General features: G+C 53.8%; 28 protein-coding genes and 1 other RNA gene. 14 read left to right on the forward strand and 15 right to left on the reverse strand.

Annotation, left to right across the window (positions count from 1 at the left end):
* Nucleotides 1–115: 115 nt before the first annotated feature.
* Nucleotides 116–493 carry a DUF454 family protein gene (locus PYR66_17645; GenBank protein WEF27107.1) on the reverse strand — a complete coding sequence of 126 codons (378 nt, stop codon included), beginning with the start codon at nucleotides 491–493 and terminating at the stop codon, nucleotides 116–118.
* A 69-nt stretch (nucleotides 494–562) separates the two neighbouring features.
* Between PYR66_17645 and priC the strand changes: the two genes are divergently transcribed.
* Nucleotides 563–1,090 (forward strand): primosomal replication protein N'', encoded by a 528-nt coding sequence (priC, locus tag PYR66_17650; GenBank protein ID WEF27108.1) that lies wholly within the window; start codon nucleotides 563–565, stop codon nucleotides 1,088–1,090.
* 12 nt (nucleotides 1,091–1,102) lie between these two features.
* Nucleotides 1,103–1,276, forward strand: coding sequence for a pleiotropic regulatory protein RsmS (gene rsmS / locus PYR66_17655; GenBank protein WEF27109.1), 174 nt, complete (start codon nucleotides 1,103–1,105; stop codon nucleotides 1,274–1,276).
* 37 nt (nucleotides 1,277–1,313) lie between these two features.
* On the opposite strand, the gene mscK is transcribed toward rsmS, so the two are convergent.
* Together mscK and acrR are read right to left on the reverse strand one after the other, a co-directional pair.
* Nucleotides 1,314–4,658 (reverse strand): mechanosensitive channel MscK, encoded by a 3,345-nt coding sequence (gene mscK, locus PYR66_17660; protein WEF27110.1) that lies wholly within the window; start codon nucleotides 4,656–4,658, stop codon nucleotides 1,314–1,316.
* 127 nt (nucleotides 4,659–4,785) lie between these two features.
* A complete protein-coding gene (gene acrR / locus PYR66_17665; protein ID WEF27111.1) occupies nucleotides 4,786–5,436 on the reverse strand; it encodes a multidrug efflux transporter transcriptional repressor AcrR in 651 nt (216 codons plus the stop codon).
* 141 nt (nucleotides 5,437–5,577) lie between these two features.
* Between acrR and acrA the strand changes: the two genes are divergently transcribed.
* The 6 genes from acrA to PYR66_17695 all read left to right on the forward strand — a co-directional run bounded on the left by acrA (nucleotide 5,578) and on the right by PYR66_17695 (nucleotide 12,304).
* Nucleotides 5,578–6,777 (forward strand): multidrug efflux RND transporter periplasmic adaptor subunit AcrA, encoded by a 1,200-nt coding sequence (acrA, locus tag PYR66_17670; GenBank protein ID WEF27112.1) that lies wholly within the window; start codon nucleotides 5,578–5,580, stop codon nucleotides 6,775–6,777.
* A gap of 22 nt (nucleotides 6,778–6,799) precedes the next feature.
* Nucleotides 6,800–9,946 carry a multidrug efflux RND transporter permease subunit AcrB gene (gene acrB, locus PYR66_17675; protein ID WEF27113.1) on the forward strand — a complete coding sequence of 1,049 codons (3,147 nt, stop codon included), beginning with the start codon at nucleotides 6,800–6,802 and terminating at the stop codon, nucleotides 9,944–9,946.
* Between the two features lie 448 nt (nucleotides 9,947–10,394).
* Nucleotides 10,395–10,769 carry an Hha toxicity modulator TomB gene (gene tomB / locus PYR66_17680; protein WEF27114.1) on the forward strand — a complete coding sequence of 125 codons (375 nt, stop codon included), beginning with the start codon at nucleotides 10,395–10,397 and terminating at the stop codon, nucleotides 10,767–10,769.
* A 26-nt stretch (nucleotides 10,770–10,795) separates the two neighbouring features.
* On the forward strand, nucleotides 10,796–11,014 hold the full coding sequence (locus tag PYR66_17685) for an HHA domain-containing protein (protein WEF27115.1): 219 nt from the start codon (nucleotides 10,796–10,798) through the stop codon (nucleotides 11,012–11,014).
* Between the two features lie 133 nt (nucleotides 11,015–11,147).
* Nucleotides 11,148–11,711 (forward strand): maltose O-acetyltransferase, encoded by a 564-nt coding sequence (maa, locus tag PYR66_17690; protein WEF27116.1) that lies wholly within the window; start codon nucleotides 11,148–11,150, stop codon nucleotides 11,709–11,711.
* A gap of 125 nt (nucleotides 11,712–11,836) precedes the next feature.
* Nucleotides 11,837–12,304 (forward strand): YlaC family protein, encoded by a 468-nt coding sequence (locus tag PYR66_17695; GenBank protein ID WEF27117.1) that lies wholly within the window; start codon nucleotides 11,837–11,839, stop codon nucleotides 12,302–12,304.
* On the opposite strand, the gene PYR66_17700 is transcribed toward PYR66_17695, so the two are convergent.
* Nucleotides 12,282–13,733: a PLP-dependent aminotransferase family protein gene (locus PYR66_17700; GenBank protein WEF30489.1), complete on the reverse strand. Its 1,452-nt coding sequence runs from the start codon at nucleotides 13,731–13,733 to the stop codon at nucleotides 12,282–12,284. The genes PYR66_17695 and PYR66_17700 overlap by 23 nt on opposite strands.
* A 101-nt stretch (nucleotides 13,734–13,834) precedes the next feature.
* Between PYR66_17700 and PYR66_17705 the strand changes: the two genes are divergently transcribed.
* The gene (locus tag PYR66_17705) at nucleotides 13,835–14,545 is read left to right on the forward strand and encodes a GNAT family protein (GenBank protein WEF27118.1); all 711 of its coding nucleotides are present in this window, start codon (nucleotides 13,835–13,837) and stop codon (nucleotides 14,543–14,545) included.
* Here PYR66_17705 and ykgO read toward each other — a convergent pair.
* Nucleotides 14,542–14,682, reverse strand: coding sequence for a type B 50S ribosomal protein L36 (gene ykgO / locus PYR66_17710; GenBank protein ID WEF27119.1), 141 nt, complete (start codon nucleotides 14,680–14,682; stop codon nucleotides 14,542–14,544). The two genes, PYR66_17705 and ykgO, sit on opposite strands and share 4 nt — an antisense overlap.
* Nucleotides 14,683–14,684: 2 nt before the next feature.
* Nucleotides 14,685–14,945 carry a type B 50S ribosomal protein L31 gene (locus PYR66_17715; GenBank protein ID WEF27120.1) on the reverse strand — a complete coding sequence of 87 codons (261 nt, stop codon included), beginning with the start codon at nucleotides 14,943–14,945 and terminating at the stop codon, nucleotides 14,685–14,687.
* Between the two features lie 331 nt (nucleotides 14,946–15,276).
* Between PYR66_17715 and PYR66_17720 the strand changes: the two genes are divergently transcribed.
* Nucleotides 15,277–16,836 carry an EAL domain-containing protein gene (locus PYR66_17720; protein WEF27121.1) on the forward strand — a complete coding sequence of 520 codons (1,560 nt, stop codon included), beginning with the start codon at nucleotides 15,277–15,279 and terminating at the stop codon, nucleotides 16,834–16,836.
* A gap of 41 nt (nucleotides 16,837–16,877) precedes the next feature.
* Here the strand turns inward: PYR66_17720 and PYR66_17725 are convergent, their stop codons facing one another.
* Both PYR66_17725 and PYR66_17730 read right to left on the reverse strand, forming a co-directional pair.
* Nucleotides 16,878–17,231 (reverse strand): DUF1428 family protein, encoded by a 354-nt coding sequence (locus tag PYR66_17725; GenBank protein ID WEF27122.1) that lies wholly within the window; start codon nucleotides 17,229–17,231, stop codon nucleotides 16,878–16,880.
* Nucleotides 17,232–17,321: 90 nt separating this feature from the next.
* Nucleotides 17,322–17,936, reverse strand: a complete 615-nt coding sequence (locus PYR66_17730) for a hypothetical protein (GenBank protein WEF27123.1) — start codon at nucleotides 17,934–17,936, stop codon at nucleotides 17,322–17,324.
* A gap of 87 nt (nucleotides 17,937–18,023) precedes the next feature.
* Here PYR66_17730 and PYR66_17735 point away from each other — a divergent pair, with 87 nt between their 5' ends.
* Nucleotides 18,024–19,451, forward strand: coding sequence for a PLP-dependent aminotransferase family protein (locus PYR66_17735; protein WEF27124.1), 1,428 nt, complete (start codon nucleotides 18,024–18,026; stop codon nucleotides 19,449–19,451).
* Nucleotides 19,452–19,583: 132 nt separating this feature from the next.
* Here the strand turns inward: PYR66_17735 and PYR66_17740 are convergent, their stop codons facing one another.
* From PYR66_17740 to PYR66_17755, 4 genes are all read right to left on the reverse strand, one after another.
* Nucleotides 19,584–19,799 (reverse strand): hypothetical protein, encoded by a 216-nt coding sequence (locus PYR66_17740; GenBank protein WEF27125.1) that lies wholly within the window; start codon nucleotides 19,797–19,799, stop codon nucleotides 19,584–19,586.
* The gene (locus PYR66_17745) at nucleotides 19,796–20,053 is read right to left on the reverse strand and encodes a hypothetical protein (GenBank protein WEF27126.1); all 258 of its coding nucleotides are present in this window, start codon (nucleotides 20,051–20,053) and stop codon (nucleotides 19,796–19,798) included. The genes PYR66_17740 and PYR66_17745 overlap by 4 nt, the downstream gene beginning before the upstream one ends.
* A 311-nt stretch (nucleotides 20,054–20,364) precedes the next feature.
* Nucleotides 20,365–20,461: signal recognition particle sRNA small type (ffs, locus tag PYR66_17750), an RNA gene on the reverse strand.
* A gap of 145 nt (nucleotides 20,462–20,606) precedes the next feature.
* The gene (locus PYR66_17755; protein WEF27127.1) at nucleotides 20,607–20,846 is read right to left on the reverse strand and encodes a late histone H1; all 240 of its coding nucleotides are present in this window, start codon (nucleotides 20,844–20,846) and stop codon (nucleotides 20,607–20,609) included.
* Between the two features lie 287 nt (nucleotides 20,847–21,133).
* Between PYR66_17755 and PYR66_17760 the strand changes: the two genes are divergently transcribed.
* On the forward strand, nucleotides 21,134–21,532 hold the full coding sequence (locus PYR66_17760; protein ID WEF27128.1) for a dTDP-glucose pyrophosphorylase: 399 nt from the start codon (nucleotides 21,134–21,136) through the stop codon (nucleotides 21,530–21,532).
* 59 nt (nucleotides 21,533–21,591) lie between these two features.
* Nucleotides 21,592–21,903 carry an MGMT family protein gene (locus PYR66_17765; protein WEF30490.1) on the forward strand — a complete coding sequence of 104 codons (312 nt, stop codon included), beginning with the start codon at nucleotides 21,592–21,594 and terminating at the stop codon, nucleotides 21,901–21,903.
* Nucleotides 21,904–21,941: 38 nt separating this feature from the next.
* Here PYR66_17765 and PYR66_17770 read toward each other — a convergent pair whose 3' ends face one another.
* Nucleotides 21,942–22,454: a YbaY family lipoprotein gene (locus PYR66_17770; protein WEF27129.1), complete on the reverse strand. Its 513-nt coding sequence runs from the start codon at nucleotides 22,452–22,454 to the stop codon at nucleotides 21,942–21,944.
* 220 nt (nucleotides 22,455–22,674) lie between these two features.
* Between PYR66_17770 and tesB the strand changes: the two genes are divergently transcribed.
* Nucleotides 22,675–23,538 (forward strand): acyl-CoA thioesterase II, encoded by an 864-nt coding sequence (gene tesB, locus PYR66_17775; GenBank protein WEF27130.1) that lies wholly within the window; start codon nucleotides 22,675–22,677, stop codon nucleotides 23,536–23,538.
* A gap of 75 nt (nucleotides 23,539–23,613) precedes the next feature.
* Here the strand turns inward: tesB and amtB are convergent, their stop codons facing one another.
* Both amtB and glnK read right to left on the reverse strand, forming a co-directional pair.
* Nucleotides 23,614–24,903 (reverse strand): ammonium transporter AmtB, encoded by a 1,290-nt coding sequence (amtB, locus tag PYR66_17780; protein ID WEF27131.1) that lies wholly within the window; start codon nucleotides 24,901–24,903, stop codon nucleotides 23,614–23,616.
* 32 nt (nucleotides 24,904–24,935) lie between these two features.
* Nucleotides 24,936–25,274 (reverse strand): P-II family nitrogen regulator, encoded by a 339-nt coding sequence (glnK, locus tag PYR66_17785; GenBank protein ID WEF27132.1) that lies wholly within the window; start codon nucleotides 25,272–25,274, stop codon nucleotides 24,936–24,938.
* Nucleotides 25,275–25,534 lie beyond the last annotated feature (260 nt).

Consider the following 25,534-nt stretch of genomic DNA (forward strand, 5'->3'; position numbering starts at 1 on the left):
GCGTGCAAAATGGGCCAAAGAAACATTTGTTTAACCTTTGACCAGGCTTACCCGCGCTCGAAAACGCCAGAATTTACTGGCTGTCGGCAACAATTGCAACAGGCATTATTGCGCATCAGTGCTTTTGTTGCTTTGCATCAACCACCGGAATGCGCCACATCATGACCAACAAGCCGGCGAGAATCACCAACAGGAGGATGCGCACCCACATAAGCTTAACCAGCCACAGCGAAATGGCAAAGGTTAGCAAAATCATGATAATGGCTCGCGGCTTGGCACCCGGCGGCATCGCGCGATATTGCTGCCAGTGGCGCAGATAGCCGCCAAACCACGAGCGGTATAGCAACCAGTGGTGAAAGCGCGGCGACGAGCGAGCAAAACACCAGGCGGCGAGCAGAATAAACGGCGTTGTTGGCAGGAGGGGTAAAAAGACGCCCAGTGTCCCCAGTACTACCGCCAGCCAGCCAATAATGATTAAAATAAGACGTGGCATGATGCGAATCGTTATCAAGTAGATGTCGCTACTGTAACACAACTGCTCGGCAGGGAATGGAGGAGTTCTTTGAAAACAACCCGGCTTTTACAAACGCTGAAAAATCAGCTGGCTGACCTGGCGGCCCAGGTCGCGCCGCTGGCCAATCACGCTACGCTGAGTCCGCGTTTCGACCGTCAGCTGTTCCGTACCCGCGACACGCAGATGCAGTCCTACCTCGACGAGGCGCAGCAAAATTTCGCCGAATTACAGCAGGCCGTGGCGCACCAGCAGCTACCCCAAGTGATCTGGCTTGCCGAACGGTTGCTGGCTCAGATTGCCGCGATGAGCCGCGAGACGGCGACCTGGTCACTGCGTAGCTGGGATAGCGCCTCGTCAACGCTGAACCGCTGGCAGCGTCGCCGCTTACAGCACCAGGAGTATGAACGCCGCCTGCTGGCAATGCGCAACGATCGCCAACGTCAGCTGGCGCAAGCGACGACGCTTGCCGACCAGCAGCGGCTGGCCAAAGAAGTCGACGCCTACGCCGGGCGTCTGGCTCGCTGTCGCGATGCGCTGGAAAATATAGAGAATGTACTGGCGCGTTTAACGCGCTAACAGGAGAGAGCTATGTCGCTGGAAAATGCCCCGGACGAGGTCAAGCTGGCTGTTGATTTAATCATGCTGCTGGAAGAAAACCAGGTCAGCGCCAGAACGGTACTGGGAGCGCTGGATATTATTAAGCGCGATTATGAGAACAAACTGAAAAATGCGCAGGCGGATTCGCCTGCGACGGGAAAATAAAATGATTCGGGGCGGCTAAAGCCGCCCCGATGCGCGATTACGCGACGGTCGGCGCCGCATCATCACCTTTATTGTCACGTTTCACTTCCGTGACTTCATCGCCCTTCTCATTGCGCAGATGGACTTCCAGCTGATTAAAGGCGATATCAATATTGTTTTCACGGCACAGGCGGTCAATCGCGCGGTTCAGTTCGTCCACTGCATAACTGCGATCGCGCAGTTCACGCACGTAAAGCCGGAGTTCATGATCCAACGTGCTGGCGCCAAAGGTGGTGAAGAAGACTGACGGCGCGGGATCCTGCATCACTTTCGGATGCTCATGCGCCGCCTGCAACAGCACTTCTTTTACCTTATCGAGATCGGAACCATAGGCCACGCCGAGGCGGATCACCACCCTGGTGATGGTATCGGAGAGCGACCAGTTAATCAGACGTTCGGTCACGAAGGCTTTATTCGGAATGATGACCTCTTTACGATCAAAGTCGGTAATCGTGGTCGCACGAATACGGATCTTACTGACGGTACCGGAGAAGGTGCCGATAGTCACCGTATCGCCGATACGCACCGGGCGTTCGAAGAGAATGATCAAACCGGAGACGAAGTTACCGAAAATTTCCTGCAAGCCGAAACCTAAACCGACCGACAGCGCCGCTGCCAGCCATTGCAGTTTATCCCACGAGACCCCTAACGAGCCGAATACCGTCATTGCGCTAATGGCGATAATCGCATAGTTGAGGATCGTCGTGATCGCATAGGAAGCCCCTTGCCGCATATTGAGGCGCGATAGCACCAGCACTTCCAGCAAGCCCGGCAAGTTACGGATCAGCGCCCAGGCGACCATTGAGGCGACGATCGCAAACAGCAGGCTGCCCATGGTGACGCTTTTCACCACGCTGGCGCCGGCTTCGCTGCCGTTGTAGTGCCAGAGAGTAATGCTATCAAGATAGGCGAAGACGGTAATCAGATCGGACCAAATTGCCCAGAACATCACAGCGAATAGCGCCACCATCACCAGCATAGTGATACGTAGCGTCTGCTGGTTCACCTGTTCGAGGGCGATCGTCGGTTCCTCTTGCGGCTCGGCGCCTTCTGCTCCTTCCTTCACCAGATGCTGGCGACGCGCCAACGCACGACGCCAGGCAATACGCCGCGCCGCCACGCTCAGGCCGCGCAGCACGGTCTGATACAGCAAGTTCCACATCATCACCAGATAGACGGTCTCAATCCAGCGGCCAGCCAGACGCAGCGTGGTATAGAAGTAACCGGTCGCCGTCAGCACCATCAGCGCGACGGGAACGATCGACAACACGGTCACCGTCAGCAATCGCAGACTATGCGACTCTTTATCGCGCCAGCTTTCACGACACATCGGCCACACCAGTACCGCGATCAGCAGCAGGTTGACGAAAATCACGAACTGCCCGAGCACGTCATCCATCAGATTCAACGGCGACAGCTCGGAAACTACCGACCAGAAGTTCAGCGGTAGCAGCGCCAGGCTGACGCGGACAATCTGCCGCCGCCAGTGGCTGGTCAATTGCGGGGACATATTGAAATGCTTCACCGCCACGCCGTCTTTTTCCAGCACCTTCCAGCACAAGCCGAATACCAGCCAGAACACCGCCAGTTTCTTACTGTAAGCCCACAGCAGACTGCTGACATTCAGCTGCATCGTCAGCAGGATCAGCCCGACTGCCAGAATCAGCAGCACCACCGGCAGCGCTCTGATCAGGTCAATAAAGATCGCTTTCGGCGTATTGAGCTGGGTATCGTTGCGTAACTGCCCCACCTGAGAGGCCAGCTTCGCCTGGTAGTCGCGTAACCACTGCAAGCGCCAGCGAATCAGGCCGGCAATCAGCAATAACGGTAATCCGGCAAGGAATGCGATAAATACCGCCGGCCAGGCTTTTTCCCAGTTGACGGTGATTTTCATCGATTTGAACTGACCTTTCAGCGCTTCCGGGAAGGATTTAATCCACTCCCAATCCATCGGCTTATTGCTGTTCACCCAGAAGATCTGCTGGGTCAGAATGGATTTCAGATTGCCGGAGACGCTCATCAACTGCTGCTGGTTAATCTGCAGGTTGATCGCCATCATCAGTTGGTTGCCCAGCTGCTTGTTGAACTGGTCCAGCAGTTCGCGGCGCATGTCGATGACTTCCAGCAACGCATCGTGAACTTCCGGCGTCACGTCGCTGCTGTGCCCTTCTTCCAGGTTGGCGACAAACGTGTCGCTCTGGAACAGAGCGTCGCGCTGCTGATTGACCTCAAACTGCTCGAGGCGCAGGTCAGCAATGCGGTTGGTCATATCCTGCAGCTCATCCGCCGACGGCAGGGTCTGCTGCTGTTGATAAAGGATGCGCGACAGCAACAAACTGCCCTTCAGCACCGAAATCTGTTCTTTAATATCCCGTTCAGACTGCAGCGCGCGATCGAGCCAGTTTTTGACTCTGATATTGCGCTGCACCAATTGGTTGCCGTTTTCCGTTGCCTGAATCAGCTTCTCGCTGAGTTGATGGTTGACTTCAAGCTCCTGTTTCACCAACGGATTATTCTGGATACGCGTGGTTTCATCCGGCGAGACCGCTTCCTGAGCGGTTTTCTCGGTCAATGTCAGTCGCTTGTTGTTCACCGCTTCCTGCAGTAACTGCAGCTGATGTTCAAGCCGGTTGCTGTTGGCGGTCACGTAATCACGTTGTTTCTGCAGCGTATCCTGCAGCACCGTGTTGCCTTCCAGACTCTTACGCTGCTGTTCGATTTCCGCATTCAGCAGCGCCTGTTGCGCCAACAACAAACCTTGCTGAGTCGGGCGTAGCGTCTCTTCGCCCGGCGCAGTGCCATTCAGACGGTTACGAATTTGCTGCAACTGTTGGGAAGCGGAGTACATCGCGTTCTGTACGCGCTCCGGTTGGGTCTGCAGCGACACTAATTGACTGTTGTAGGTCGCCAGATCGTTCTGCGCGTTTTGCAGATCGTCCAACGCCTGCGAAACGCGGGATTCAAGCTGACGCAGCGACAGCGTGCTAAGCGTTTTGCGCGTGACTTCATCATCAGGAACGTCGCTCAGCGCATTCAGGCTGTCGACCGCTTGACGCATTTTCGCTGGCGCCTGTTCAACCTGCTGGCGCAGTTGGACCGTTTCCGTTTTTATACGCTCAATCTTATCCAGCGTTTCTAACGTCTGTGTCAGGTCCTGCTGAACTAATTTTTCCTGCGGTGTGAGATCTTTTTGCTTATTAAGCGTAGTGAGCTGACTTTGAACGTCAGTACGCTCAGGTAAATCTGCAGCCAGAGCCTGGTTGAAACTCAAAGAGCCAACAAGAAGGATGAGTGCAAAAACTATAGCGGAAATGGCATGAGGCCAACGATTAGTGTGCTGCATAGTATACATGAATGGTTGCAAATGCCGGAGAATACCGGGGGTCGTCGCAGCGCGCAGAATAGCACTTCTCTCCGCGCGCGAATAGCGGGAGAGATAAGGAAAATTTGCCGCTATTTCCCCCTCGGCTTCAGGCCTCAACCGTAGACGGACTGCGCAGCGACGGACAAGTCTGATACATCTCAATCAGCGTATCGACGTAAGCGCGGGCTTCAGCCTGGAGGTTAAAGGTATCCGGTGCGAAGAGCCAGTTTTCCATTAACCCGGAAAGATAACTGCGCATAAGAATTGCCGCACGGCGGGTAAGTAAATTCGCAGGTAATTGTTGGGCGGTGATACACTCTTTTAATGTTTGCTCAATACGATCGTAGCTTTCAAGCCATAAACTACGCTGCGCTTGTTGGACAACCGCCATTTCTCCGACAAATTCGCACTTATGGAAGATGATTTCCATCATCAAGCGTCTACGTTCCTCTATTACCGTTGCTTCGAGGATATAAACTAGTATTTCACGAACAACAGACAGTGGATCGTTGGGGAATTTTACCCGATACTCAACTTCGAGATCGCTAATGCTGGCGTCAGAGAGAGACCATATTTCATTAAACAAATCGGATTTGTTTTTGAAATGCCAGTAGATAGCCCCCCTGGTCACCCCAGCAGCTTTTGCAATCGCTGCCAACGAGGTAGATGATACGCCTTGCTGCGAAAACAAACGCAGGGCAACGTCAAGGATCAGTTGCCGGGTTTCAAGTGCCTGTTGTTTGGTTTTTCGTGCCATAGGTTGATGACTTTACAGAGGTTGCGTTTACATACATTTATGAATGTATGTACCATAGCATGACCATAATAGAAAGACTGTAGTGGGTTTGTGGACGTTTGAGCCACTGAAAATTTGAAATTGGACACTCGAGGTTTACATATGAACAAAAACAGAGGGTTAACGCCTCTGGCGGTCGTTCTGATGCTCTCAGGCAGCTTAGCGCTAACAGGATGTGACGATAAACCGGCTCAACAAGGGGCCCAGCAAATGCCAGAAGTCGGCATTGTCACGCTCAAATCCGCACCTCTACAAATCACCACTGAACTTCCTGGTCGTACCAATGCTTATCGTGTCGCAGAAGTCCGCCCTCAGGTAAGTGGCATTATTCTGAAACGTAACTTCACTGAAGGCAGCGATATTCAGGCAGGGGTGTCTCTTTATCAGATCGATCCGGCAACCTATCAGGCCAGCTATGAAAGCGCCAAAGGCGATTTAGCGAAAGCCCAGGCCGCCGCAAACATCGCTCAGTTGACGGTCAGACGTTATCAGAAACTGCTTGGCACGAAATACATCAGTCAACAAGACTACGACACCGCCGTTGCTGATGCTCAGCAAAACAACGCGGCCGTAGTCGCGGCGAAAGCGGCTGTTGAAACGGCACGTATCAACCTGGCCTATACCAAAGTGACGTCACCGATCAGCGGACGCATTGGTAAATCCGCGGTTACCGAAGGCGCGCTGGTGCAGAACGGTCAATCAACCGCGCTGGCAACCGTGCAGCAGCTGGATCCTATCTATGTTGACGTGACGCAATCGAGCAACGATTTCCTGCGTCTGAAACAGGAACTGGCTAACGGTCAGCTGAAGCAGGAAAACGGCAAGGCGAAAGTCGAACTGGTGACCAACGACGGTCTGAAATATCCGCAGGATGGTACGCTGGAATTCTCCGACGTGACCGTTGATCAGACCACCGGCTCTATCACTCTGCGCGCTATCTTCCCGAACCCGGACCACACTCTGCTGCCAGGGATGTTCGTTCGCGCGCGTCTGGAAGAAGGTGTTAATCCGGATGCGCTGCTGGTTCCGCAACAGGGCGTCACCCGTACCCCGCGCGGCGATGCGAGCGTCATGCTGGTTGGCGAAGGTGATAAAGTCGAAGTTCGTCAGGTTACCGCGACTCAGGCTATCGGCGACAAATGGTTAGTCACCAACGGTTTGAAAACCGGCGATCGCGTCATCGTGACCGGGCTGCAAAAAGTAAGACCAGGCGTACAGGTAAAAGCGCAGGAAGTAGCTTCAGACAACCAACAGCAGGCCGCTGGCAACGCGAACGCTCAGTCTGAACAAACCAAGTCTTAACTTAAACAGGAGCCGTTAAGACATGCCTAATTTCTTTATCGATCGACCCATATTTGCGTGGGTGATCGCCATCATCATCATGTTGGCCGGGGGGCTTTCGATTTTGAAACTCCCCGTGGCGCAATATCCAACGATTGCGCCGCCGGCAATTTCCATTACCGCCATGTACCCCGGCGCGGATGCCGAAACGGTGCAGAACACCGTGACTCAGGTTATCGAACAGAACATGAACGGTATCGATCACCTGATGTACATGTCTTCGAATGGCGACTCCACCGGTACAGCAACGATTACTCTGACCTTTGAATCCGGTACCGATCCGGATATCGCTCAGGTCCAGGTTCAGAACAAACTGGCGCTGGCGACGCCCCTGCTGCCGCAAGAAGTACAGCAACAGGGTATTAGCGTAGAAAAAGCGTCCAGCAGCTTCCTGATGGTTGTCGGGGTGATCAACACCAACGGCACCATGACGCAGGATGATATTTCTGACTATGTTGCCGCCAACATGAAGGATCCAATCAGCCGTACCAACGGCGTGGGCGACGTTCAGCTGTTCGGTTCCCAGTACGCGATGCGTATCTGGATGGACCCGAACAAACTGAATAACTTCCAGCTGACTCCGGTTGACGTCATCAACGCGATTAAAGCGCAGAACGCCCAGGTGGCGGCTGGCCAATTAGGCGGTACGCCGCCGGTGAAAGGCCAACAGTTGAACGCCTCCATCGTTGCGCAGACACGTCTGACCAATACTGATGAATTCGGCAAAATTCTGCTGAAGGTCAACCAGGATGGCTCGCAGGTTCGTCTGCGCGATGTTGCCAAAATCGAACTGGGCGGCGAAAGCTATGACGTTGTTGCTCGCTTTAACAACCAGCCAGCCTCCGGTCTGGGGATTAAACTGGCGACCGGCGCTAACGCCCTGGATACCGCTAACGCGATCCGTGCCGAACTGAAACGTATGGAACCGTTCTTCCCTGCCGGGATGAAAATTGTTTATCCGTACGACACGACGCCGTTTGTAAAAATCTCTATTCACGAAGTTGTCAAAACGCTGGTTGAAGCGATCATCCTGGTGTTCCTGGTCATGTATCTGTTCCTGCAGAACTTCCGCGCCACACTGATCCCAACCATCGCGGTACCTGTCGTATTGCTGGGGACCTTCGCCATCCTGGCGGCGTTTGGCTTCTCGATAAACACCCTGACGATGTTCGGGATGGTGCTCGCCATCGGCTTGCTGGTGGATGACGCCATCGTCGTTGTAGAAAACGTCGAGCGTGTCATGGCGGAAGAAGGATTGCCGCCGAAAGAAGCGACCCGTAAGTCGATGGGGCAGATTCAGGGCGCACTGGTCGGTATTGCGATGGTACTGTCCGCGGTATTTATCCCGATGGCCTTCTTCGGCGGTTCTACCGGGGCGATTTATCGTCAGTTCTCCATCACTATCGTTTCCGCGATGGCGCTGTCGGTACTGGTCGCATTAATCCTGACCCCGGCGCTGTGCGCCACGATGCTGAAACCGATTAAGAAAGGCGGCCACGGCGAGCACAAAGGCTTCTTTGGCTGGTTCAACCGCGTATTCGACAAGAGCACGCACCACTACACCGACAGCGTAGGCAACATTCTGCGCAGTACCGGTCGTTACCTGGTTCTGTATCTGATCATCGTCGTCGGTATGGCGTATCTGTTCGTTCGTCTGCCAAGTTCCTTCTTACCGGATGAAGACCAGGGCGTATTCCTGAGTATGGCGCAGCTGCCTGCTGGCGCGACGCAGGAACGTACGCAGAAAGTCCTCGATGAGATGACCGACTACTACCTGACCAAAGAAAAGAACAACGTTGAATCGGTGTTCGCCGTTAACGGCTTTGGTTTCGCAGGCCGCGGTCAGAACACCGGTATTGCCTTCGTATCGTTGAAAGACTGGAGTCAACGTCCGGGCGAGGAAAACAAAGTTGAAGCGATTACCGGTCGTGCGATGGCGCGATTCTCACAGATTAAAGATGCGATGGTCTTCGCCTTTAACCTGCCGGCGATCGTTGAACTGGGTACCGCTACCGGCTTTGACTTCCAGCTTATCGATCAGGGTGGTTTAGGGCATGAGAAATTAACTCAGGCGCGTAACCAACTGTTCGGCATGGTCGCTCAGCACCCGGACGTCTTAACTGGCGTGCGTCCAAACGGCCTGGAAGATACGCCGCAGTTCAAAATCAATATCGATCAGGAAAAAGCGCAGGCGCTTGGCGTCTCGATCAGTGATATCAACACCACCCTCGGCGCGGCCTGGGGCGGCAGCTACGTCAACGACTTCATTGACCGCGGCCGTGTGAAAAAAGTGTATATCATGTCGGAAGCCAAATACCGCATGCTGCCGGAAGATATCGGCAACTGGTACGTGCGCGGCAGTGATGGCCAGATGGTGCCGTTCTCAGCATTCTCCACCTCGCGTTGGGAATACGGTTCTCCGCGTCTGGAACGCTACAACGGTCTGCCATCCATGGAAATCCTCGGTCAGGCAGCGCCAGGTAAGAGTACCGGTGAAGCGATGACGCTGATGGAAGAGCTGGCGGGTAAACTGCCAACCGGTATTGGTTACGACTGGACCGGTATGTCCTACCAGGAACGTCTGTCCGGTAACCAGGCGCCAGCGCTGTACGCTATTTCGCTTATCGTGGTCTTCCTGTGTCTGGCAGCGTTGTATGAGAGCTGGTCGATTCCGTTCTCCGTTATGCTGGTTGTACCGTTGGGCGTTATTGGCGCACTATTGGCGGCCTCTTTCCGCGGCCTGACTAACGATGTTTACTTCCAGGTCGGTCTGTTGACCACCATCGGCCTGTCGGCGAAGAACGCGATACTTATCGTCGAATTCGCCAAAGACCTGATGGAAAAAGAAGGTAAAGGTCTGGTTGAAGCGACGCTGGAAGCAGTACGTATGCGTCTGCGTCCAATCCTGATGACCTCGCTGGCGTTTATCCTCGGGGTAATGCCGTTGGTTATCAGCTCTGGCGCAGGTTCCGGCGCGCAGAACGCCGTAGGTACTGGCGTAATGGGCGGGATGGTTACCGCGACAGTTCTGGCAATCTTCTTCGTGCCGGTCTTCTTCGTGGTGGTTCGTCGCCGCTTCAGTAAGAAAACTGAAGATCTTGAGCATAGTCACCCGACTGAGCATCATTAATCTTCCTTAAGTCTTAAGCTAAGGGCCGCATTTGCGGCCCTTTTTCTTTCGGGGTATTTAAACGCACACATTGTCATTGTTTATTTTACGTTCTGACATATAATATCAATTGATGAATATCGCACTTTTTTTTATTCAGAGTTCTGTTATCCGCGTCTCCCATCCGGCCTCCCTCGGAATATTCTTAATTATCAGCGTTTATCTGATAACCTGATGATATATAAGGCAGACAACTCAGTGACTCCAAAAGATAAAAGGGGCCGGTATAATAAGGTCCAATTTTTAAGATAAATTAACCGTATTTATTGTAATTTTTCGTAATAGCACGGTGAAATATTTTTAAGACTGGATTATAGTTAAATCACAGGATTACAATGTTTGAGCCAGCTCTTCATCCCACAACGGTGTTTGTTAGTCGTCGTTTAAACCACTTACAAGGGGATGTGTTATGGACGAGTACTCACCAAAAAGGCATGATATCGCGCAGCTGAGATTCCTCTGCGAAACTCTGTATCATGACTGCCTTGCAAACCTGGAAGAAAGCAACCGCGGCTGGGTCAACGATCCAACCTCGGCAGTGAATCTTCAAATAAATGAATTGATCGAGCACATAGCAACTTTCGCGCTTAATTATAAAATTAAGTACGCTGAGGATAATAAACTGATTTCCCAGCTTGACGAATACTTGGATGACACTTTTATGCTGTTCAGTAGCTATGGCATAAACACAAGCGATCTACAGAAATGGCGCAAATCCGGCAATCGGTTATTCCGTTGCTTCGTGAGCGCTAGCCGGGAGAATCCGGCAAGTCTTTCTTGTTAGAAATATTACATTCAAAAGGTGAAATGATGTCTGGTAAACCATTAACTAAAACAGACTATTTGATGCGTTTACGCCGCTGTCAGACAATTGATACGCTGGAGCGCGTAATTGAAAAGAATAAATACGAACTTTCCGACAATGAACTGGCGGTATTTTACTCCGCCGCTGACCATCGTCTTGCTGAATTGACCATGAATAAGCTATACGACAAAATCCCCACTTCAGTATGGAAATTTATCCGCTAGTTCATTTTTCTGTTCGTGATCCAGTCACGTTTTCAGCGCCGCTCAGGATATTCAATACCCGAGTGATACAGTGCTGCATATGAAACCGGTTTCGCTTTATACTGTTTCTTCTTTAGAAGGAAAGGAGAAGATCATGAGCGAAGAAAAAAGGAAAATGATCGCCGGCGAGCGGTATCATGCTGGAGACGCAATGCTAAAAGCAGACCGCCTGCACGCCCGGCAGGTACTGCACCGCTACAACCATTCAACTCCGGATGATCGCGAATTACGTACAACCCTGCTGGCAGACCTGTTTGGCAAGACAACAGACGCGTATATCGAACCCACTTTCCGCTGTGACTACGGCTATAACATCAGGCTGGGGGCGAATTTTTACGCCAACTTTGACTGCGTAATGCTTGACGTCTGCCCTATCCGCATTGGCGATAACTGCATGTTGGCGCCTGGCGTTCATATCTATACCGCTACCCACCCGCTGGATCCGACGGAACGCGCTAGCGGCGTCGAGTACGGCAAACCCGTGTCAATTGGCCATAATGTGTGGATTGGCGGCCGCGCGGTTATCAATCCAGGGGTGACTATTGGCGACAATGCCGTCATCGCGTCGGGCGCCGTGGTGGTGAAAGACGTCCCGGCCAATGCGGTCATCGGCGGTAACCCGGCACAAATCATTAAGATGCTAGTAACCGAAAAATAGTAACTGTTATGCTTTTCCGTAACTGATCTGTTACTTTCCTCCCCGTCCCCGGCGACATAAAATAGCGGTCAGACTGAGCCGTAGAGCCTGACACGCCAGGCTCTACGAAGAATTCGGGGACTAAAATGACAGAAATACAGCGCCTGCTGACCAACACCATCGATGAGCTAAACGTAAAAGAAAAACGCGACAACCGCCCACGTTTTAGTATCAGTTTTATTCGCAATCACCCGTGGCTATTTGTTGCCATGTACGCCGCCTTTCTGGCGACGCTTATCGTCATGTTGCGCTCCGAAACGCTGGTCGATTCTGTTTGGTTGCTGGTAGTCCTGTTTGTGCTGTTGAATGGTTTCTTCTTTTTTGACGTCTACCCACGCTACCGTTATGAAGATATCGACGTGCTCGATTTTCGCGTCTGTTATAACGGTGAATGGTATAACACCCGCTTCGTACCCGCACAGTTGATCGACGGTATTCTGCAATCGCCGCAGGTCGCCAATGAGCAAAAAGCGCAGCTACAAAAAATGATCGATACCAAAGGCGAACTCTCCTTCTACGACGTTTTCACCCTTACCCGCGTTGCTGCCGCCTGATCAGCCGATTCAGCGTCCGCAGCGCCGGTGCGAAGTGCGCGGCGGACGTATTGCCATAGCCCAGAACCAACCCGCTACGCGCCGCTTGTTGATTAAGGTAAAAGCGGCTTAACGCCGCTGGCGCCATCTGGTACTGGCGCGCCTGCTCGACAATTTGCACATCATCAATACCATCGACGGCGACCGTTAAATGCAGTCCGCCCTCACCGCCCAAAATCTCTTTCGGCAGAGTGAATTCTGTTTCAACGGCTTCGCGCAGCAACAGCTGACGTCGGCGGTATAATCGGCGCATCGAGGCCAGATGGCGCGCGTAATGGCCCTCTTCGATAAATAGCGCCAGCGCGCGCTGTTCCAGACGATGCCCGCCGCGCAGCAGCGCGCCGATAACGTCCTGCGCCGCCTCCGCCAGCGCCGGCGGCATCACCGCAAATCCTATCCTTAACGATGGAAATAGCGTTTTGCTGAAGGTGCCAAGGTACACCACCGGCGCCTGCGGGATCATGCCGAGCATCGCCTGAATCGGCTCGCCGCTGTAGCGAAATTCGCTATCATAATCATCTTCAATAATCCACGCATCGTGCTGGCGGGCATATTCCAGCAACGCCAGACGGCGTCCGGCGCTCATTACCGCCCCGCTCGGGTACTGGTGTGACGGTGACGTAAAAATAAGCCGCGGCGGTGCGCCATTGGCGCTATCGGGCCGCATCCCATCCCCATCGACAGGCATCCCCTTTATCTGCAGCCCGGCTTTGATAAACACGCTTTTGGCGCCGAAATACCCCGGATCTTCAACCCAGGCGGTATCGCCCGCCACGCTCAACAGATGCGTACAAAGATTAACACCTTCCAGCGCGCCTTCAGTCACCACAATTTGCCGGGCCGTACAGCGAATGCCGCGCGATAACGTCAAATGGCGCGCAATCGCCTCGCGCAGCGCCGGTTCGCCAGCCGCTTCGCCATATCCAAGGATTGCGCTACCGTCCTCACGGAGCACCCGATCGAGCAAACGCCGCCAGATAGCCAGCGGGAAATAGTTCACCGCGGGCATCCCGGTGGTCAGTAACAGCGCCGGAGAATCTCGCCGTCCCGGCAGCGGTAGCATCCGCAATCGCTCCGGCAGGATAAACGCTGGCGACGCCGGTTCGTTCTCCTGCTGTACAGGCAGCGCTGCGACGTGTGTTCCCTGCCTGTTGCGGGTTAAATACCCTTCGATCGCCAGTTGCTCCAGCGCGCTATTGACGGTATTACGCGATACGCCAGCACGCTGCGCAATGACACGCGCGCCCGGCAAACGGCTATGGCTGAGTAACCTGCCCTGCAGGATGGCGTTACGCAGCACTTTGTACAACGTACGCTGTAGCGTATCGTCTCCCCGCTGCTGTATCCCGCGCGTAAGCAGGGTAAAAAAGGCATCATCCGGGATATTCATCATCACTCCTCGTGGCACCATGAAAACATACTACTCTGGCTCTTTTTATGGAACCACAGAGCATCTAATCTCGGGTCACCTACCGAGAAAAGGAACGATGTATGACGCAATATAACCACTTCGACCAGGCCGTTGGCGACGCTTTACCTGACTGGCAGCCGCGCCCGTGGCCGCAGCGTCAGATGCTGCAGGGACGCCTGTGCCGCCTTGAGCCGCTTGCCGTTCAGCACGCCGACGCCCTGTTCAGCGCCTATCGGCTGGCGCCCGATACCCGCGCCTGGACCTGGCTGCTACGTGAACCGGACAACAGCGTTGCCGAGTTCAGCGCCTGGATAGCCAGCATCAGCGAACTGAACGATCCGCTGCATTTTGCGGTTATAGATGAACACAGCGGTTTGCCGGTCGGCTCGTTAGCGCTCATGCGTATCGATGCCAAAAACGGCGTCGTCGAAGTCGGTCACGTTCACTTTTCACCGCTGTTGAGCCGCAAAGCGATGGCCACCGAGGCGCAATGGCTGCTGATGCGTTATGTCTTTGAGACGCTCGGCTACCGCCGCTATGAGTGGAAATGCAACAGCTTGAATGAGCCGTCGCAGCGCGCAGCGCGGCGCTTAGGCTTTCAGTTTGAAGGGCGCTTTCGACAAGCGCTGGTGGTAAAGGGCCACAATCGCGACACCGACTGGTTTTCGATTATCGATGGCGAGTGGCCGCAGATTGATAGCGCGATGCGCCAGTGGCTGGCCGCCAGCAACTTCGATGCTGACGGCCAGCAATGCCGTACGTTGGAGAGTTTACGCAACCCGGCGGCTTAACGTCTTTTTTTCCGTCCCTGCACCGCCTTAAAGCGCGGATGACTTTTGCAGATAACATACAGCCGCCCTTTGCGTTTCACTATCTGGCAATCCGGGTGGCGCTGTTTAGCGCTACGCAATGAGTTCAGTACCTGCATTTTTAGCTCCTTTTAGCATCAATAAAACCACCGAAGCGCTGACGGAAACGTGCGGCGCTGCCTTCGGTTGCATGGGTCTTCTGCTTCCCGGTGTAATAAGGATGCGATTTCGACGACACGTCGAGGGTGACGTACGGATAAGTCACGCCATCCAGTTCAATCTCACGCTCGGTTTTAATGGTCGATCCCACTTTGAAGTACTCGTTCACGCTCGTATCGTGGAACACCACGGTGCGGTAGTGCGGATGGATATTGGCTTTCATGGCAAACTCCAATTAATATGTTATAACATAACAATTACGGTACGCCGTTCATCGCCAAAGATCAACCCTGCAGACAAGAGGGATATCGATTCATCGCGGTAAAACACCGTGTCAGGGGAATTGATTCAACACATTACTGTCATCTTAAAACGCTAAACTCAACGAGAATATTGGCGGCTGGCGCGGCCAATGCTCAGGCCCTCATTGCGTAAAGCACACTTATTTTATCATCCACAACGCTTCACCCGAGACGTCGGCTCTCACGTCTCGGGTCTTTTTCCCGCTTTCACGTATACTCAGTGCAATCCCTCGTTAAAATAAGGACATACCCATGACGACTCGCTATTTAATGAGTCTGGTTACAGGGGTGCTTATTCTCGCTATTGTCTTACCCATCGCTTTAAGTATCTGGCTGGCGACGCGGCAGGCGCAAACGCAGTTTTATAGTGAGCTCGACAACTACTCCATGCGGATTGTGATGCGCGTACAGAAGGTTGCCGATCAGGCCAAAGAAGCATTACAGGAAGCGAATGCGCACAGCGCCTATGCCTGTACGCCGGAGCATCTGCTGAATATGCGCCGCGTCGCCTACACCCATCGCTATATTCAGGAAGTCCTGTGGCTGCGCGATTCCGTCCCTATGTGCTCCTCGCTTGAGGACCACAGCGTCTCGGTCACTTTCCCTGAACCCGATCACATCACCACCGATGGTTACAGCACCTGGCTTACGTCGATCAGCGATCTCGGCCTTGAGCATCGAATGACCGCTTTCGGGAGTAAAAACCATATCGTGATGATCGACCCGGCGTCGTTTATTGATGTCATCGCCACCGGCCAGGAGACGATCCATACGATTGTGTTTGGCGCCGAGCATAATCGGATCGTGATCAGCAGCCAGCCGCTCGATCCCGCGATTTGGGCACGCATCAAAAATCTCAATAGCAAGACCTTAACGCTGGATAACACCGTGTATCGCGTACACGTTATTCCTGAACTGGGTCTCGGTGTCGCCAGCTGGTCATCGACCCGGCCGTTGCATGAACGCCTGCATCAGCAGCTCATGCTATGGTTGCCGATAGGTCTCTTTACCAGTCTGCTCGCCTCTTTTTTGCTTCTCCGCCTGCTGCGTAGGCTACGTTCACCACGTTACGGTATGTTGGATGCGCTGCAATCCAACGCTATTCAGGTTTACTACCAACCCATTGTCTCGCTGCAGGACGGCAAAATCGTCGGCGCCGAGGCGCTGGCCCGCTGGGAGCAGCCGGATGGCACTTTCTTATCGCCGGATATTTTCATCCCGCTGGCCGAGCAAACCGGGCTCATCACCCGCCTGACCGAAGATATCGTACGTAAAATATTTGCCGACCTCGGCCACTGGCTACGTCATCATCCGGAAATCCATATTTCCATTAATCTGTCTGTTGACGACCTGCGCTCGCCTGCGTTGCCAAAACTTCTGCATGAACAGTTGGCGCATTGGGGACTCCGCGCCGAACAAATTACGCTAGAGCTTACCGAACGCGGATTTGTCGATCCGCAAACCACCTTGCCAGTGATTATCGGCTATCGGCAGGCGGGACATCGGATCTCAATTGATGATTTCGGTACCGGTTACTCCAGTCTCAGCTACCTGCAAACGCTCGATATCGATACGCTGAAAATTGATAAGTCCTTCGTCGATACTCTCGAATACAAACCGCTGACGCCGCATATTATCGAGATGGCGAAGGCGCTCAATTTGGCGATTGTTGCAGAAGGCGTTGAAACCCCCGTCCAGCGTGACTGGCTGCGCGAGCATGGCGTTCACTACGCGCAAGGCTGGCTGTACTGTAAGGCGCTGCCGAAAGAGAAATTTATTCCGTGGGCGGAAGATAATATGAAAGGCGATTAATGCCATGTGCGGCGCGCTGGCAGCCAGACGCGCCGCCGGATTTACTCGTCGAGGAGCGGGGCGAAACCGCCAAAGATCATCCGTTTACCGTCAAAAGGCAAACTATCGCTTAACGCTTTGATCCGCGGGTCGCTCATCATTTTAGCGTTCGCCGCATCTCTAACCTCCTTTGACGGGTACTCAATCCAACTGAACACCACTTCTTCATCCGCTTGCGCCTTAACCGACATACGGAAGTCGGTTAGCTTACCGTCAGGCACGTCGTCCGACCAACACTCCACCACACGCGTTGCGCCGAACTCTTTAAACAGCGGTGCAGATTTTGCTGCCAGTTCGCGATACGCCTCCTTATTTTCCGCGGGGACGGCAACGACAAAACCATCAACATACTTCATGAGTCAATCTCCGAAGTGAACAGCGCTGGCGGCAAATCCGCTGGCGTCTGAATGGATAAGTTTAGTCGCTGGTCCCGAGGACGGAGAAAGTCAGGACGTCAACTCCCGGCTTTTGTTCACTGTACTTGCCGACGTCGGCTGGCGAAACCAGGGTAAAAACAGCTGAATCAGCGGCCCAATAGCGAAAGCGTAGACCAGGGTTCCCACTCCCACTTTTCCGCCCAATAGCCAGCCAACCAGTAGCGCCGAGAGCTCAATTGCGGTGCGGATTCCACGCAAAGACCAGCCGGTACGCGCATGTAGCCCGGTCATCAACCCATCACGCGGGCCGGGGCCAAATCCAGCGCCGATATACATCCCGGTCGCCAACGCGTTCATCACTACCGCCCCGCCCAGCAGCAAACTACGCGCGGCCAGGGACTCCAGCGGCGGTAATAGCGCAAGAGTGGCATTAGCCGCCAACCCCAGAACGATTACGTTGCTAATGGTGCCAAGCCCCGGCATCTGGCGCAGCGGGATCCATAGCAGCAATACCACCGCGCCGGTCAGGATCATCACCGTGCCGAAATCCAGATCGAACTGTTTACCGACGCCAAGGTGGAAGACGTCCCACGGATCGGCGCCGAGATTGGCATGGACAAATAGCGCGGTCGACACGCCGTAGAGAACCAGACCGATGTATAGCTGCAGCAAACGACGAACCATTTTCACCTCAGTGTGCATTGCGAATAAGGCCATCATCAGCAAAAATGGATTGATAATTAATGGCCAGTTTTAGGAAAGTGGATCGCTATGTCATTACGTCGCTTCGGGACTCAATCGCTGGTGCGCCTACTCGGCAACTGGCAGGCTTCTTCTTCGCGCGCACCACTATGGCGACAGCTGGCGGAAGCGCTGCGTCTGCTGATCCTTGACGGGCGACTGGCGCTGGACAGCCGTTTGCCCGGCGAGCGCGAGCTGGCGACAGCGCTGAACGTCAGCCGCACGACCATCGCCAGCGCATTGGGCTCATTACGCGAAGAGGGTTATCTGCAAAGCCGTCAGGGTAGCGGTTCGCGTATTGCGCTGCCGGCAGGCCCGCGACACCCCGGCGAGCAGACGCTAGCGGCGCCGTCGGTCAATCTCGCCACCGCCGCGCTAAGCGCCGGGCCAGAAATTCATCAGGCCTATAACCATGCCCTGACGCTGATGCCGCAATATTTATCCAATACCGGCTATGACCAGCAGGGATTAGTTGATTTGCGCACGGCGATTGCCCGCCGCTACAGCGAGCGTGGACTAGCAACTCAGGCGGATGAAGTGATGGTAGTCAACGGCGCACTGAGCGGATTTGCCCTGGTACTGCGTCTGCTGACCGGGCCTGGCGATCGGGTGGTGGTTGACGCCCCCACCTATCCGATGGCGATTAACGCCATTCAGGGGGCATCCTGTCGACCAGTAGGCGTGGCGCTTCCCGAGCAGGGATGGGACGTCGACGGCCTGGCGGCGACAATTGCGCAAACCTCGCCGCGGCTGGCCTTTATGATGCCAGATTTTCATAATCCTACCGGCCGCTGCATGGATAGCGAGACCCGCCAGCGTATCGCCGCTCTGGCCGCCAACACGCGGACAACGCTGGTCGTCGACGAAACCATGGGGGATTTATGGTACAGCGCCCCGCCGCCGCCTCCGCTGGCGGCCTTTCATCACGAAGCGCCGATTATCACCATCGGTTCGGCGGGCAAAACGTTTTGGGGCGGGCTGCGGATTGGCTGGATCCGCGCGCCAGCGCAGACTATCGCCTCGTTAATCCAGGCTCGCGATACGCTCGACCTCGGTACGCCGCTGCTGGAACAGCTGGCCTGTTGTTGGCTGCTGGAAAACGAACACCGGCTGTTACCACCGCGTCGGGCTATGCTGGCCGCGCGCCGTGATATGTGCGCCGCGCTGATGACGGAGTATTTTCCTCACTGGTGTTTTTCGCTGCCGGAAGGTGGACTGTCGTTTTGGGTGGAGTTACCGGGGATGCTGGCGACGCAATTCTCTGTGCGTGCGGAAAACGCCGGGATTCATATCGGTACCGGGACGCGCTTCGGCCTTGCGGGCGCTTTTGACCGTTATTTGCGTTTGCCTTTTACGTTGCCGGATATGGAATTGCGCAACGCCTTCGCCATTTTACAACCTTTATGGCAAGAACTTACGCAACAGAAAGAAATTACGCGAATACGTAAAATAATATAATAAAATATCGACGGGCTGGAGTCAGCCCGTCAAAATCCATCATCCATGACGCATATGAGATGTTTTTATAAAATTGCCGTTCAATCTTGCCAACGTCAGATGTCACTACGATGACAAAAGTGAACTAATTCATTAATGCTGGCGCGGGATAGGAAAACCTTTTAGCGAAATAATAAAGCCATCGTCATCTTTTTTAATTTTTGCGCCGGTATCACACCAGTCGGAGGCAATGCGAAAGAACTCATCACTACCGATATTCCAGTTCAGGCGTACATGCTTGACGTACCCCGAACGCAGCAGGTCACAGGCTTCACTGTAACTGCTGGCTGTAGAGAATTGTTGTTTCATTTTTTCTTCTTCAGAAGTTTTCTTAATGCTTTGATTTCTTTAGGGGTTAATGGAGACGCTTCCTCTTCGGTATGCTGGCTATCAATATCCTCTTCCGAAACCCCCGCCTCGTCTGCTGAATCAACGGCCGCAAAGGCCAGTTGCAGCAGCTTCTCCGTTGCCGTGCCTAAATTCTCGTTATTGACTTCTGCATAATGACGCAGCTTCTCTTTTAACTCTGCATCAACTTTCACATTCAGAACTACTGTGGTCATGGTCACGCTTCCCGTGCAATAAAATCATCATAATTAATACACGAAGTTAACATATTGATCCAGAGATATTATTTCTCGCTTAATAATACCAACAAATTCCCAGCAATAATTTGCCCGTTATATGTGACATGCAAATGACATTAATATGTCACTATTATTTCAGTATTGTGACAATTAAAAATTGAGGAATAAAAAAGAGTCGTTTTAGTAACTAAAAACAATAAACAGAGCTTACCTGCTAATAATAGTAGCAGAGAATAAAGGCATAAAAAAAGAGGGGATTAAAACAAGATACCAGAAATGGGTGGGGGCCCTGCCAGCTACATCCCGGCACACACGTCGTCTGCTCTGGCTGCTTCCTTCCGGACCTGACCTGGTAAACAGAGTAGCGTTGCGGGAGAACCAACAGAGCCCCCATTGAGAGCGTTGATAACCAACGCGCTGGCGCATTATCCCTATAGCACTACTGAATTGCAAGCCAACATCGTCCAGGTGCTGGTTTATTACACAAAGCAGCGCAGAAAACAGACTTTGCTGCTTTGTTAAGCATCAATTATCGCTGAGACGCACTTTTTACTTTGGCTTTAGCGTTGTTACACGCGCTCTGGTTTTTAGCGCAGGCATTTTTAGCCGCCTGGGCTTCTTTTTTTGCGGCGCCCTTCGCGTTGGCGCATTGTGTCGGGTTGTTCTGACAAGCGGCTTTCGCATTCGCGACGGCCTGTCCTTGCGCCGCATTCGCAGCCGAACAAACAAAAATAGCGAACAGACCGAACAACAGTGCAGATTTTTTCATTTTACGTCCTTAAATGGGATAAGTTTCTACTGGGCTTATGCTCAGAGAACCGCATCGTAAAAATGAATGATTCAGAAAAGCTTAAGATTCAACATCAACACATCATAACCACACGATAAAAATGGTTTTTTTACTGTTCAACGCAATTACTTAATTTTCGATACAATCCCTCTTAGGCAAATGAAGGGATTGCGAGCCTTATCGCAGTAGATTTACGAATTGCCCATCATACTGTACCTCATCATTTGTTTTCTTTTTAATCAAAAAGTTATCGCTATGGTAATCGCATGACTCAATCACCGCGCCCCACCACCACCCTGCCGATGCCGGCCATTGATGGCGTAACGGTGCCCTTTCACGGCATGAATTTTCTGCGCCCCGAACTGCTGCTGGATTTCGTCAGCGTCAGCAGCGCGCCGCTGCTATCGGTAACGCCTGTCGCCTTGCTTTTTTCGACGGTGGGCGTGCTGCAACACGTCGAGCTGCGTAAGCTGCCGGTAGAAGTTAAGGGCCGGGTGGTTTATCCCATTTCATCGCTGATGCACCCGACGCTACGCTGCAAGCTTATTATCAACGCCCAATCACGACGGCTGAAATTCCTCGAAAGCCTGATCGCCAACAGCCCGCACGATAATATCCACGGGATGCAGATCCTCGGGTTAGCACTGGAATTCACCGTCGCCTGACGGCTGTACAGCGCATGGGTGAACGCTTATCCTGAATGTTTTCGCGTGAAGGAGTGATGATGGACGCCCACGACAGCTTTCCCCAGCGGGTCTGGCAGATAGTCGCCTCGATTCCGGAAGGTTACGTCACCACCTACGGCGATGTCGCCCAATTGGCGGGTTCACCGCGCGCGGCGCGTCAGGTTGGCGGCGTGTTGAAGCGTCTACCGGAAGGCTCGACCCTGCCCTGGCACCGGGTGGTGAATCGCCATGGCGATATCTCCCTGACCGGTCCGGATTTACAACGCCAGCGTCAGGCGCTGCTCGCGGAAGGCGTACAGGTCTCCGGCAGCGGCCATATCGACCTACAGCACTATCGCTGGATTTATTAAGGACAAAAAAATGCCCCTGGTCAGGGGCATTGAGACGTTTATTGCGCCATTGGCGCCGTGTCGCTGGCGACCGGAACAGGCGCGTGCTGTACCGGAACCAGCACCAGATCGGCGCGGTTACCGCCCTGGGTGATCACCGTCTGCACGGTATCGGTAATAAACATCAGCTGGCCATTCACGGTGATCGCCGAACTCAACAGGATACGAGCATTCGGTCTAATGTCCCCCTGGTTGTACGGCAGCACGAAGTTAAATGGCGCCTGCTTACCTTCCGTACGAACCGCCTTCTGCGACAGCACGCGGGCTGGCGCATCGGCTAACGACGCATCCGACAACGTTACGGTCAGTACCGCATCCGGCGGTAACGCGATACGTTGACGAATATTGATGGTCCCGGAAACATTAGGTTGTTGCTGCGAGGAGCTCAGTGAGGCAATGCCATAAGGATCGGGTGCCGTCGTCCGATTAGCGGCGTTGCCGTTTGGGTTATTCGCGCAAGCAGATAACGTCGCCGCAACGGCGATAGCACTTAACATATAGGCAAATTTCATTATGTTCTCCTTTCCATCCCTTTAGTCACAGGAGTACGTCCTGCCATCATGATGGCTAAGACATTAGTATCGTGAATAAGTGTGGCACAGATCTCAGAATAATTCCCGGAAATGGGCAGTTATTCAGATTTTTACACCCATCGGACCACTTGAGATTCCAGGTTATACTTGCCCTCAATACGCGCGGCGTCAGCGCCGCTATCATTGATTGAGGGTAATTATGAGTCAGGCACTAACCAATCTGCTGGCATTATTAAATCTGGAAAAAATCGAAGAAGGGCTGTTTCGCGGGCAGAGCGAAGATCTGGGATTACGTCAGGTCTTCGGCGGCCAGGTGGTCGGCCAGGCGCTGTATGCCGCCAAAGAAACCGTGCCTGCCGAACGCTTAATCCATTCGTTCCACAGCTATTTTCTGCGCCCTGGCGATAGCCAAAAGCCGATCGTCTACGATGTCGAAGTGCTGCGCGACGGCAATAGCTTCAGCGCCCGCCGGGTAGCGGCGATCCAGCACGGCAAGCCAATCTTTTACATGACCGCCTCATTCCAGGCGCCGGAACCGGGCTACGAGCATCAAAAAGCGATGCCGTCCGCGCCAGCGCCGGAAGGTCTACCTTCTGAAACCGATATTGCCCGTAAGCTGGCGCACCTGCTGCCGCCACAGGCGAAAGAGAAATTTCTCTGCGATAAACCGCTGGAAATTCGCCCGGTAGAGTTCCACAACCCGCTGAAAGGCCACGTTGCCGAACCGACCCGTCAGGTATGGATCCGCGCTAATGGCGTGGTACCGGATGATATTCGTATTCACCAGTATCTATTGGGTTACGCGTCCGACTTCAACTTCCTGCCGGTGGCGCTACAGCCGCATGGCGTCGGTTTCCTCGAACCGGGAATGCAGGTCGCCACCATTGACCATTCTATGTGGTTCCATCGCCCGTTCAACATCAACGAGTGGCTGCTGTATAGCGTGGAAAGTACCTCCGCCTCCAGCGCTCGCGGCTTTGTACGCGGCGAGTTCTACACCCAGGATGGGACGCTGGTCGCCTCGACGGTGCAGGAAGGGGTCATGCGTAACCGCAACAGCTAGTCCGCCATCTGGTTCCTATAAGAAAAAGCCTCCCTGACCGGGAGGCTTTGTTGTTCATGGCGATCGCTCAATTCATCAGGTGTTGTAGGCGTTTTCCCCGTGACTGTTGACGTCCAGCCCCTCGCGTTCCTGCTCTTCCGGTACGCGCAAGCCCACGGTCATCGCCGCGACTTTAAAACCGATGTACGCGACCACGGCAGACCAGACCACGGTGATGGCGATACTTTCCAACTGTACCAGCAGCTGATGCCACATGGTCACGCCTTCGGCATAGCCGACGCCGCCCAGTGCGGTAGAAGCGAAAACCCCGGTCAGGATACAGCCAATAATGCCGCACACGCCATGTACGCCGAACACATCGCATGGGTCATCGACTCGCAGCCAACGTTTCAATATCGTGACGCCCCATAACCCGGCCAGACCGGCCAGCAGACCAATAATCAGCGCGCCGCCGACGCCAACATAGCCGCATGCTGGAGTAATGCCAACCAAACCGGCAATCGCACCGGAACAGGCGCCCAGCAGCGATGGTTTACCGCGGGTAGCCCATTCGCCGAAGGTCCAGGCCAGAATCGCGGCCGCCGTCGCCACCACGGTGTTCACGAAGGCCAGCGCGGCAATTTCGTTCGCGGCGCTGGCGGAACCGGCATTAAAACCAAACCAGCCGACATACAGAATCGCGGTACCGGTGAAGACCATCGGCAGGTTATGCGGTTTGAACGCTTCTTTGCCGAAGCCCACGCGTTTGCCCATCATGTACGCGCCCACCAGCCCTGCGACCGCGGCGTTGATGTGTACGACGGTACCACCGGCGAAATCCAGCGCGCCATGCGTCGCCAGCAAGCCGCCGCCCCATACCATATGGGCAATCGGCACGTAGGAGAGCGTCAACCAGACCACCACGAAAATCAACACCGCAGAGAAACGGATACGTTCAGCCAGCGCCCCGACGATCAATCCCACGGTAATACAGGCGAACGAGCCCTGGAAAGCGACGTGGATATACTGATAGAACGAGCCCATCAGCGCTTTCAGCTCAATATTTTTCAGCATCACCCAGTCCAAACTGCCGAAGAAGCTGCCGCCGCTACCGAAGGCCAGGGTGTAGCCGTAAATGACCCACAGCACACAGACCAGGCCAAAAGTGACAATCACCTGAGTCAGCATTGAGAGTACGTTTTTACTGCGAATCAGGCCGCCGTAGAACAACGCAATGCCGGGGATCGTCATAAACAGCACCAGCGCGGTGCAAATCATCATAAAAGCGTTATCGGCTTTGTCCGCCACCGCCGGTTCTGCCGCCAGCGTCAGCCCCGGGAGCAGCGCCAGCGCTCCCAGCCCCGTTTTCATCGTCGTTCTCATCATCTCTTCTTCCCCATCGCTGTGTGGTCAGGCAATTACAGTGCCGCTTCGTCGGCTTCGCCGGTACGAATACGAATCACGCGCTGCAGTTCGGCGACAAAAATTTTGCCGTCGCCAATTTTTCCGGTCCAGGCGGCCTTGCCTATCACCTCGACAACCTCATCCAACTGGTCATCGGCAATCGCAATATCAATTTTTACCTTGGGTAGAAAATTGACGCTGTACTCCGCGCCGCGATAGAGCTCCGCATGGCCTTTCTGGCGGCCAAAGCCTTTCACTTCCGTGACCGTCAGGCCCTGAATGCCGATGGAAGATAACGCTTCGCGAACGTCTTCCAGTTTGAATGGTTTGATTACCACGGTAACCAGCTTCATAAATCCCCTCCAGTCAGTATTTGATCGTGGCCGCAGCTAACACACAGGGGATAAAGCAAGGGATATGCCAAAAATGAAAAAGGGCCGCTTATACCCGTCATACTTCAAGCTGCAGGTGCGTTGGCTTTCCTCGCTCACCCCAGTCACTTACTGGAGTAAGCTCCTGAGGACTCGCTGCGTCGCGCCTTTCTGCAACTCGAATTATTTAGGGTATATCGGCCCTTTTGAAGGGGAAAAAGAGTAACAACGCTGGTGCCTGA

Origin of the sequence: Klebsiella aerogenes, from assembly GCA_029027985.1 — a bacterium.
Taxonomy (GTDB): Bacteria; Pseudomonadota; Gammaproteobacteria; order Enterobacterales; family Enterobacteriaceae; genus Klebsiella; species Klebsiella aerogenes_A.